Source organism: Labilithrix sp., assembly GCA_019637155.1.
Classification (GTDB): domain Bacteria; phylum Myxococcota_A; class Polyangia; order Polyangiales; family Polyangiaceae; genus Labilithrix.
On the sequence record JAHBWE010000044.1, the window covers coordinates 1 to 8,288 of the forward strand.

The following is an 8,288-nucleotide window of genomic DNA, read 5'->3' on the forward strand; positions in this document are numbered from 1 at the left end:
GCGGCCTTCTTGCCGGCCCTTCTCCAAGATCTGCTCGTAGACTGCCCTTGCATTCATCACGATCGCCCTCTCGTTGGGGTCGGAAGTGGTCGCCGTCAGCGAGTGTAGCACCCCGATGGCGCCCGCCGCCGCGGCGCGCTCCCAAGCCGAGCTAGGGAGTGTGCTGAGCTCTTGGAGCGCATCAGCGAGCACTTTGCCGGCCCCCATCAACGCGTGGGAGCTCGGCGACGGCCACGAGGTGCAATGGGAGCGCGGGTACGGTCGTTCGATAGAACCCTGGGGGCCAGCCCTGGAGGGGCTCGGCGTGCAACGCCTTCAACACGACCCTCGGGTGCACCGTCACGACCAGCCACATCGGTGGCACATGAGCGCGTGGACGTCGCCGTCGGTGCCGCCGTCGCCGTCGCCGGTACACACCGAGCTGCTTGGCGAGGCAATCGAGCGCCTGCGCGACGGTGAGCGCGCCGTGGAAGACCTCGAACGCGCACGACTCCGAGAGCGTCGTGCCCAAGAGGCCTGGCGGCAGAGGCTTGGTTTCGTCGCGCTCGAACCAGACGTCGATCCATTGCGGCTCGTTCGAGACCTCGTGCTGGACCTTGGCCCGGCCGGCACGCTCGAGCGCGCCATCGAGGAGCTGCTTCGCCGCCTGGTCGTACGGGATCCGCGTCACGGTGCCACCGGCGTTCGCATAGGACGCATCCGGGAGGTGTGTCGTCCACCTCGTCGCCCGGTTGCGCGGAAGGACGCGAACGCTCAACCTATCGACGGATCTCTGGATGCAGCCCGCCCTCGACGAGGAGCTCCTCGCGGACGCTCAGCTCCCCAAGCTCGTGTTGCAGAGCTACCGCTCCGCGAAGACCACGTCGACGCGCGGCGCGGCGAGAGCGCGCCGTCGGCGAGGAGCACCGCGAGGTCGGTTCCGGCGACGAGCGCGAACAGCTCGCGGGCCAAGGCGACCGCCTCGACGGCGATGCGTTCCCCGATGGGAGCTCTCTGCCGAGCCCGCGACGATCTTGTCGCCGATAGCGTCGGCGACCATTCTGCCGAGCAGCGGGGCATTTCTGGCGAGCGTTGAAGCGCCGACGTGCAGAGCAGCGCCGTCATCCCGAGCTCAGCGCCGCTGGGACGCATGTGGGGTTCGGCGCTCGCCGACAAGGTCTACGACAAGATCCGATGACCACCGCGCTTCGTGAGCTCCTCCCGAGGCTCCACCTGCTCGCAGTTTGCGCTCTTGGTTGAAGACCTCATTGAGCGTCGCAGAGGTAAACGAGCCGCTCGCCCCATCGGTCGAGCTGCTCATCGAGTGACGGTCTACGGTCTACGCGGTTACGGCTCCGTGAAGATGTCGTCGAGAGCAGCGGCGGTGACGATGCGGTCTGTCCATCGGGTCAGCTCGTCGAGACCAGCGTCGTGGATGCGAGCTTCGATGGCGGTGTCGAGCGCGCCGAAGCGCGCGCGAAGCAGCCGCGCGAGGACATCTCGCATCGTCTGCTCGCGGCCCTCTTCGCGGCCCTCTTCGCGGCCTGCTTTGCGGCCCTTCTCGAGGAGCTCGCGCTCCCATCGCTCCACGAACCCTTGCGTCGTCATGTCGAACTCCTCGTGGTCTTCGTGTGGCTCTCCCCAAACTTCTAGCACGGCGCGAACGATCATCAGACGCTCGGGGGCGTCGGGCGGGAGCTCGGTGGCCTCGCTCAACGCCGCGCGAAGCACGGCGCCCGCACCGACGGCGCGGAAGCAAAGCGTGCCGCGATCGACGGGTAGCTCGTTCACGACGATGATGCGCGTGCGGAAGTCTTCCTCGAGTGTGTACAAACCCGAGGGCCAGTCGGGGAGGACGGTGAACCCGAGCTTCGCGAGCGCGGTGGTAGGGCGACCGGCGGACAAGATCCACAACCTCGAGGACTCGAACCGCTTTCGTCGTTCGATCAGCTTCCCGATGCAGAGCAGCACGTCGTAACTGTTCGGCGGGTCGTGAAAGAACTCGAGCAACGCGTGCTCTTCCTGGAATATCCGGCCAACCAGGCCAAAGTCGCGGAGCGACTCGAGTCTCGTCATGTCTGGTTCGAACGTCAGGTCGATCCGCCGGCTGTCGGGCGATATGGTCGTCTCCGTGTTCACCGTCCCGGCACGCTCGAGCAACGCCGACCATATCTTCTTCGCGAGGCTGTCGAACGGTGTCGGCACGTGGCCCCCCATCGTGCGCGCCTCGGATGTGTTGCGTGAATTGTTCGAGGCGACGAAGTCCTCGTGACGCACGGTCAGCGTGCCTCTTCCGGGCCTGGAGCAGCTAGCGCTCTTGGTTGACCTCATCGAGCGTCGCAGAGGCGCTCGGCCCATCGGTCGAGCTGCTCATCGTGAGCCGCGTCGAGCCGCGCAATGACAGTGCGGGGCAGCGCACCGAAGCAGTGCCTCACAGCAAAGGAGCAACTCCTTACGTCCTTCTTTGACGCCCTTTTCGACGTCCCTTCTCCATGATCTGCTCGTAGACAGCTACCAGTTCCTCGTCCCGGGCTTCTGGCGCAAGCGGCTGATCGTCTCGGTAGCGACCGGGGGGCCCCAGCGGAGGCGGATGAGTGAGCGCGAACAAGCTCGAGTGATGGCCTACGCGGCTACGGCTCCGCGAAGACGTCGTCGAGAGCAGCGGCGGTGACGATGCGGTCTGTCCATCGGGTCAGCTCGTCGAGACCAGCGTCGTGGATGCGAGCTTCGATGGCGGTGTCGAGCGCGCCGAAGCGCGCGCGAAGCAGCCGCGCGAGGACATCTCGCATCGTCTGCTCGCGGCCCTCTTCGCGGCCTGCTTTGCGGCCCTTCTCGAGGAGCTCGCGCTCCCATCGCTCCACGAACCCTTGCGTCGCCATGTCGAACTCCTCGTGGTCTTCGTTCGGCTTGCAGGTCTGCGATTACGGAGAGCAGGATCTACGAACGGAGCTCCTTGCGCGCGACGCCTACGACCAAGTGATGTCGCTCGCGACACACCCTCTCGTCTCCTCGCCGTTCTGGGAACGACGCCTGCCGAGGAACAGCTATCTGGGCCTTAGGCGTCGAGGCCGAGGAAGAGCTGAATGCCTTGAGCGACGGCAGCCAGTTCGTCCTTCGCGATGCGACCGAACACGCGGCGGATACGGCGCTTGTCGATGGAGCGCAGGTGGTCGATGAGCGCGTACGAGGTCTTGATGAGCCCGCTCTTGCCGGGCGCGAGCTCGGGGTACATCGAACCCACGCCGGGCGTGCCCGTGACCGGCACGACGGCAATCAGCGGGAACCGCTGGTCGGCGTTTACCGCGGGATCGCTCACGGCGATGCAGGGGCGCACGTCGCGCTGCTCGTGACCCACCGTGGGATCGAGCTCGACCAGCACGATGCTCCCGCGATCGAGCTTCACGCCGACTCCTCGACCCAGCCCTCGCCCTCGATCCAACGCACGGCGTCGCCAGCGCTCGCATCGACGAGATCGTCGTCGCCCGTGGGAAGGCTCGCGCCCCAATCCGCAAGGCCCGCGTCGGCAAGCTCAGTCGCTTCCGGGTGTGGGGTCTCGAGCGAGCGTAGGAGTCCCTCACGGCGGCGGCGGACAAGCTCGTGCTTGACAGCTTCTGCGATGAAGCGGCTGCGGTTCCGCTCGAAGCGGTCGATGCCCTCGAGCAGCTCGACGGGCAGGGTGACGGTTACGCGCTCGTTTGCCATCGGAGCCTCCAGTATGCGTTTGAGTATGATCATACTCTGCCGATGCGCAAGAATGGCCAGGTGCCGCGGAGTCGACTGGATCTCGGCTGCGTCGCGGCGTCCCTGCGCCTATGCTCGTGCCCCAGCGAGAGGCAGTGATGAAGCACCCGTTCTGGATCGTCGTCCTTGGATTTCTGTTGGCGTTCACGGGGTGCGATCTCGGCGGTGCGCCGGAGGATGCGCGCTTCGACTCCGTGAAGAGCGCCGGCAACGTCATGCCGGGGGCTACCTGGACGAGCGTCTACACGAGCCACTACTACAACGAGTCCTCGTACGGAGAGCCGGTCGAGCTTCGTGCTGAGGTCTGTCCGTCGAACGAGACGGACGGCACTCCTTCCGGCAACCTCACGTTCCATATCGACGGGCAGTCGATCCCTGGCGTCTATGACGGAGGCAGCCAGGGCTGCGGGCAGTGGACCCTCATCGTCTCGGACATGAGCGTCACGGGCGAGGGGAACTCCCACCAGATCTCGGCGACCTACGCCGGCAACCCTCCCCTCCTGGGCTCGTCGTCGGAGCCGTTCTGGTTCCGCGTCTACACGGCGTATACGTTCACCACGATCGAGATGACCCTCGGCGGTCCGCCCGAGGAGACCGACGTCGTCTACGGGGAGCCGCTCGAGTTCAAGGTGCGCGTGCGACGCGGGTACGGGCAGGAGGCCATCGCGGCGGGCGCTGGCGTCGTGCCGCTCAGTCACGAGATCCAGCCGACCGGTGAGGTGAGCCTCGTCCTCTCCCCCAACGGCAAGGGCGGTGGGCAGTCGCGCACTCTCGGGCCGATGAACCTCGTCCCCGACGTCGAGGGGACCGCGACGGCCACGTTCCGGATCAATCCCGCGACGGTGGGTGGGCCGCTCGACGTCGGCTCCTGGATCGTCGATGCAGAATACACGGATCCGAACGAGAACTTCAACGACAGCGCCACCTACGGGAGATGCATTCAGTGCGTCGGCTTCGACACGTGGGACGAGCAGTCCTACGGGATCTTCGTCTTCGTCGGCTCGGCCGGAACGAACATGACCTTCGGCGCGAACGCGCCGCCGCCGTTCTTGGGTGTTAGCCAGAGCATTCCCCTCAGCGTCACGCTCACGAGCGCCTCGCCAAGCGAGGCGACGCCGAACGAAGGGGTCGTGGACTTCACGATCACGCCGCCAGGGCCGGGAACGCCCATCGTCTTGCCGGTGAACGTCGTGAACGGCGTCGCTTCGACGACTCACGTACCGGGCGCGCCCCTTCCTCTGGGCGTGTACAGCGTCAGCGCCTCGTTCCGTGGGAGCGAGCGGTTCGGTGGCGCCGAAGCGAACGCGTCGTTCGAGGTCAAGGCGACGCAGTTCACGCTCGCGCTCACGTCGAGCGCGACGCCGGCGTCCGACTATACCGCCGTCTACGGCAAGCCCGTCACCTTCACGGCGACGATCGTCGGCGAGGCCTCCGTGCCGCCCGATCCGCTCGGCAACGTCGTCTTCTACGACGGCGACGACGTGATCTCGACGCGCAACATCGGCACGCACGGGACGTCGACCCCGACCGGCGAGACGTACACGACGACGGTGACGACGCAGAGCCTCTTCCTCGCCGCCGGCGCGCACACGATCCGCGCGGTCTACGCAGGCGACCTCAACTACCAGAACCCGAGCGGCGCGCCCGGGACCGACTCCAAGATCGTCCTGATCACGCCGCACGCGTCGACGTTCGCGCTGACGTCGAGCCCCAGGCCCTCGCAGTACGGGCAGGAGGTCACGCTCACCGCCAACGTGGGTGTCGTCCTCAGCGGCGACGAGGCGCCGCCGAGCCCGCCCGCGGGACACGTCGAGTTCTTCCTCTCTCCGCCGGCGAGCGATGCGGTGCCGCCGATCGGATCGGCGCCGGTCGACGCAGGCGTGGCGACGTTCACGACGCGGACCCTCCCCGTCGCGACGCCGACGGGGCACGCGCTCTTTGGACGCTTCGTCCCGACGGTGGCCGGGGGAAACTCGAACTATTCGTCGTCGCAGGGGCAGGTCGCGACGCCCCATCAGGTGCAGCGCGCGGCGACGAGCGTCGCGCTGAGCTCCGGGAGCACGCTCAACGTGGTCGGGCAGGAGATCACGTTCACCGCGCTCGTCGACGGTCAAGCCGGGACGGGAGGTCCGTGGAAGAAGAGCGGCGAGGGCGAGGTGCTCGACCCGACCCTCATCTCCGGTCCGGTGACGTTCTTCGACGGCGCCGACCCGATCGGTACGGCGACGATGAGCGTCACGTCGGACGCGAAGCAGCAGTACACGTTCAAGACGACCGCGCTCGCGGTCGGCGTGCACACCATCACCGCGGTCTACGACGGCAACACGCTCTTCGCGCCGAGCCCCGCCTCGAACGGGCTCACGCAGGTCGTGAATCAAGACGGCGTCTCCGCGACCTTGTCGTCGTCGGCCAACCCGTCCACCTTCGGGGCGAACGTCACGTTCACGGCTCGTCTCTCCTCCACGACCGGCGGCGCGCCGACGGGCACGATCACGTTCATGTCGGGGAGCACGACGATCGGCACGGCGCCGCTCGCCGGCTCGCCGGAGGCGGTCGCGACGTTCACCACCGCCGCGCTCGGCGCGGGGACGCACACGATCGTCGCGAGCTACAGCGGCGATCCTAATCACCCCGCGGGCCCCGCGGCCTCGATCGTCCAGACCGTCAACGGCGCGCCGACGACGACCGCGCTCACGTCGTCGGCGAACCCCGCCGCGTTCGGCCAGAACGTCACGTTGACCGCGACCGTCTCGTCGACGGCGGACGGCGACAAGACGGCGGTCGTGACGTTCCTCGATGGCTCGACCGTGCTCGGGACGGCGCTCGCCAGCGCCGCCGGCGTCGCGACGCTGTCGACGAGCTCGCTCACGATCGGCGCGCACTCGCTCCGCGCGAGCTACGCCGGGAACCCGCGCTTCGCGGCGAGCTCCGGCGCGCTGACGCAGAACGTGACGAAGGGTGGCTCCACCATCGTCGTCGCGTCGTCGGCGAACCCGTCGCTCCTCGGAACGAGCGTGAGCCTCATCGCGACGGTGGCCGCGGCGGCGCCCGCCTCTGGAGTGCCGACGGGCATCGTCACCTTCCGCGAGAACGGCGTCGTGCTGGGGACGGCGACGCTGAGCGCGAGCGGGGTCGCGACGATCGCCGTCGCGACGCTCGGCGAGGGCGATCATCCGATCGTCGCGTCGTACGCGGGTGACACGCGTTTCAACAGCGCGACGGCGGAGGTGTTCACGCAGGGCGTGAGCGCGTCCGCGGCGACGATCGTGGTGACGACGAGCCCGAGCCCGTCGCGGTGGAGCGGCGTGGTGACGATCACGGCGACCTTGACGGGCTCGAGCCCGACCGGCGCTCCCACCGGCACCGTCGAGTTCCGTCGCGGGCCGACCGTGATCGGCACGGCACCCGTCAACGCCTCCGGTGTCGCGACGGCGGCGACGGCGCTCCTCGACGTCGGCACGACCACGATCGACGCGCGCTACAGCGGTGACTCGGCCTACGCCACCGTGACAGGCAGCGTGGCGCACACGGTCGACAAGGCGGAGACGACGACGACGATCTCCTCGTCGAAGGCGAGCTCCAACGCGGGCGAGCCGGTCACGATCACGGCTTCGGTCACCTCTCCGGCGGGCGCGGTGGCGGGAGAGGTCGAGTTCTTCGCCGGCGCGACGTCGCTCGGGACCGTCGCGCTCTCCGGCGGCAGCGCGAGCTTCACCGCGACGACGTTCGTGACCGGCGACTACGAGCTCAAGGCGACCTACAAGGGCAACGACCGCTTCGAGAGCAGCTCGTCCTCCGTCCTGAGCCAGCGCGTGAACGCGGCGCCGGACGGAGGCGCCGGGTCCACGAGCGGAGGCCCCGGCACTCCTCCGGGCTCGACCCCGCCGCCGGGCGTCGGCGACGGCGGGCTCGGCGTCGGGACGATCGACCCGGGGAGCGTCGGCTCCGGGGGCGATGACTGCTCTGTCGCCAATCCCGGCACGTCGAGCACCGGCTTCGGCGCGTTCGTGGGGCTCGCGTGCACGCTCCTCGCTCTCGCGCGTCGCCGTCGGTCACACCCGACAGCCTAAGGGTGCTTCTTCACGTCGAGGCTGAGGAACACGTCGCGGACGAGCGCCCGCTTCTTCGGAACCGCAAAGACACCGACGTTCGACGCCGCGCGATGAACGGCCGCTGCCGAAGCTCCCAGCTCGCTCGGAGCGGGGTGATGAGGAGGTCCATGTGTATCGAGGCAGCTCATGGGCGCGTCGTCCGACGTGATGAGGTGACTTACGTCGGTCTCGGCGGCCAGTCGTCTTGCTGCCGTTGCATCTCCACCAGCGTATCGACTGCCGAGCTCGTCACTCGTCGGGGTTGATGCCGAGCGCTCTAAGCCGCTCGGCGAGCGCGCGAGCGAGGGCTCTCGCGTCGTCCGCGCAAGCCTTCTCCTCGAGGGCACGCGCGTTCGCGTCGTCGGCGCGAGCCTTCTCGGCGTCCGCGCGAGCCTTCTCCTCGAGGGCACGCGCGTTCGCGTCGTCCGCGCGAGCCTTCTCCTCGAGGGCACGCGCGTTCGCGTCGTCAGCGCGAGT

At 68.2% G+C, this 8,288-nt stretch carries 8 protein-coding genes; 2 read left to right on the top strand and 6 right to left on the bottom strand.

The window, feature by feature from the left end; all coding sequences use genetic code 11:
* Positions 1–207, bottom strand: a 207-nt coding sequence (locus tag KF837_44780; protein MBX3234491.1) for a hypothetical protein, incomplete at its 3' end; no start/stop codon positions are given.
* 1,119 nt (positions 208–1,326) lie between these two features.
* Positions 1,327–2,055: a hypothetical protein gene (locus KF837_44785; GenBank protein ID MBX3234492.1), complete on the bottom strand. Its 729-nt coding sequence runs from the start codon at positions 2,053–2,055 to the stop codon at positions 1,327–1,329.
* On the opposite strand from KF837_44785, the gene KF837_44790 reads away from it, so the two are divergent.
* Positions 2,054–2,251, top strand: coding sequence for a hypothetical protein (locus tag KF837_44790; GenBank protein ID MBX3234493.1), 198 nt, complete (start codon positions 2,054–2,056; stop codon positions 2,249–2,251). The two genes, KF837_44785 and KF837_44790, sit on opposite strands and share 2 nt — an antisense overlap.
* A gap of 358 nt (positions 2,252–2,609) precedes the next feature.
* On the opposite strand, the gene KF837_44795 is transcribed toward KF837_44790, so the two are convergent.
* From KF837_44795 to KF837_44805, 3 genes are all read right to left on the bottom strand, one after another.
* Positions 2,610–2,858 carry a hypothetical protein gene (locus KF837_44795; protein ID MBX3234494.1) on the bottom strand — a complete coding sequence of 83 codons (249 nt, stop codon included), beginning with the start codon at positions 2,856–2,858 and terminating at the stop codon, positions 2,610–2,612.
* Between the two features lie 176 nt (positions 2,859–3,034).
* A complete protein-coding gene (locus tag KF837_44800; protein MBX3234495.1) occupies positions 3,035–3,382 on the bottom strand; it encodes a type II toxin-antitoxin system PemK/MazF family toxin in 348 nt (115 codons plus the stop codon).
* On the bottom strand, positions 3,379–3,714 hold the full coding sequence (locus tag KF837_44805) for a hypothetical protein (GenBank protein MBX3234496.1): 336 nt from the start codon (positions 3,712–3,714) through the stop codon (positions 3,379–3,381). Before KF837_44805 ends, KF837_44800 begins: the two co-directional genes overlap by 4 nt.
* Before the next feature lie 104 nt (positions 3,715–3,818).
* Here KF837_44805 and KF837_44810 point away from each other — a divergent pair, with 104 nt between their 5' ends.
* The gene (locus KF837_44810) at positions 3,819–7,790 is read left to right on the top strand and encodes an Ig-like domain repeat protein (protein ID MBX3234497.1); all 3,972 of its coding nucleotides are present in this window, start codon (positions 3,819–3,821) and stop codon (positions 7,788–7,790) included.
* A 270-nt stretch (positions 7,791–8,060) separates the two neighbouring features.
* On the opposite strand, the gene KF837_44815 is transcribed toward KF837_44810, so the two are convergent.
* The coding region (locus KF837_44815; GenBank protein ID MBX3234498.1) for a hypothetical protein at positions 8,061–8,288 on the bottom strand (228 nt) is incomplete at its 5' end.

What these genes read in the sequence shown, in the direction of transcription:
- KF837_44805 (MBX3234496.1), bottom strand. Translation starts at nt 3,714, where the DNA reads ATGATCATACTCAAACGCATACTGGAGGCTCCGATGGCAAACGAGCGC.
- KF837_44790 (MBX3234493.1), top strand. Translation starts at nt 2,054, where the DNA reads ATGTCTGGTTCGAACGTCAGGTCGATCCGCCGGCTGTCGGGCGATATG.
- KF837_44785 (MBX3234492.1), bottom strand. Translation starts at nt 2,055, where the DNA reads ATGACGAGACTCGAGTCGCTCCGCGACTTTGGCCTGGTTGGCCGGATA.
- KF837_44810 (MBX3234497.1), top strand. Translation starts at nt 3,819, where the DNA reads ATGAAGCACCCGTTCTGGATCGTCGTCCTTGGATTTCTGTTGGCGTTC.
- KF837_44795 (MBX3234494.1), bottom strand. Translation starts at nt 2,858, where the DNA reads ATGGCGACGCAAGGGTTCGTGGAGCGATGGGAGCGCGAGCTCCTCGAG.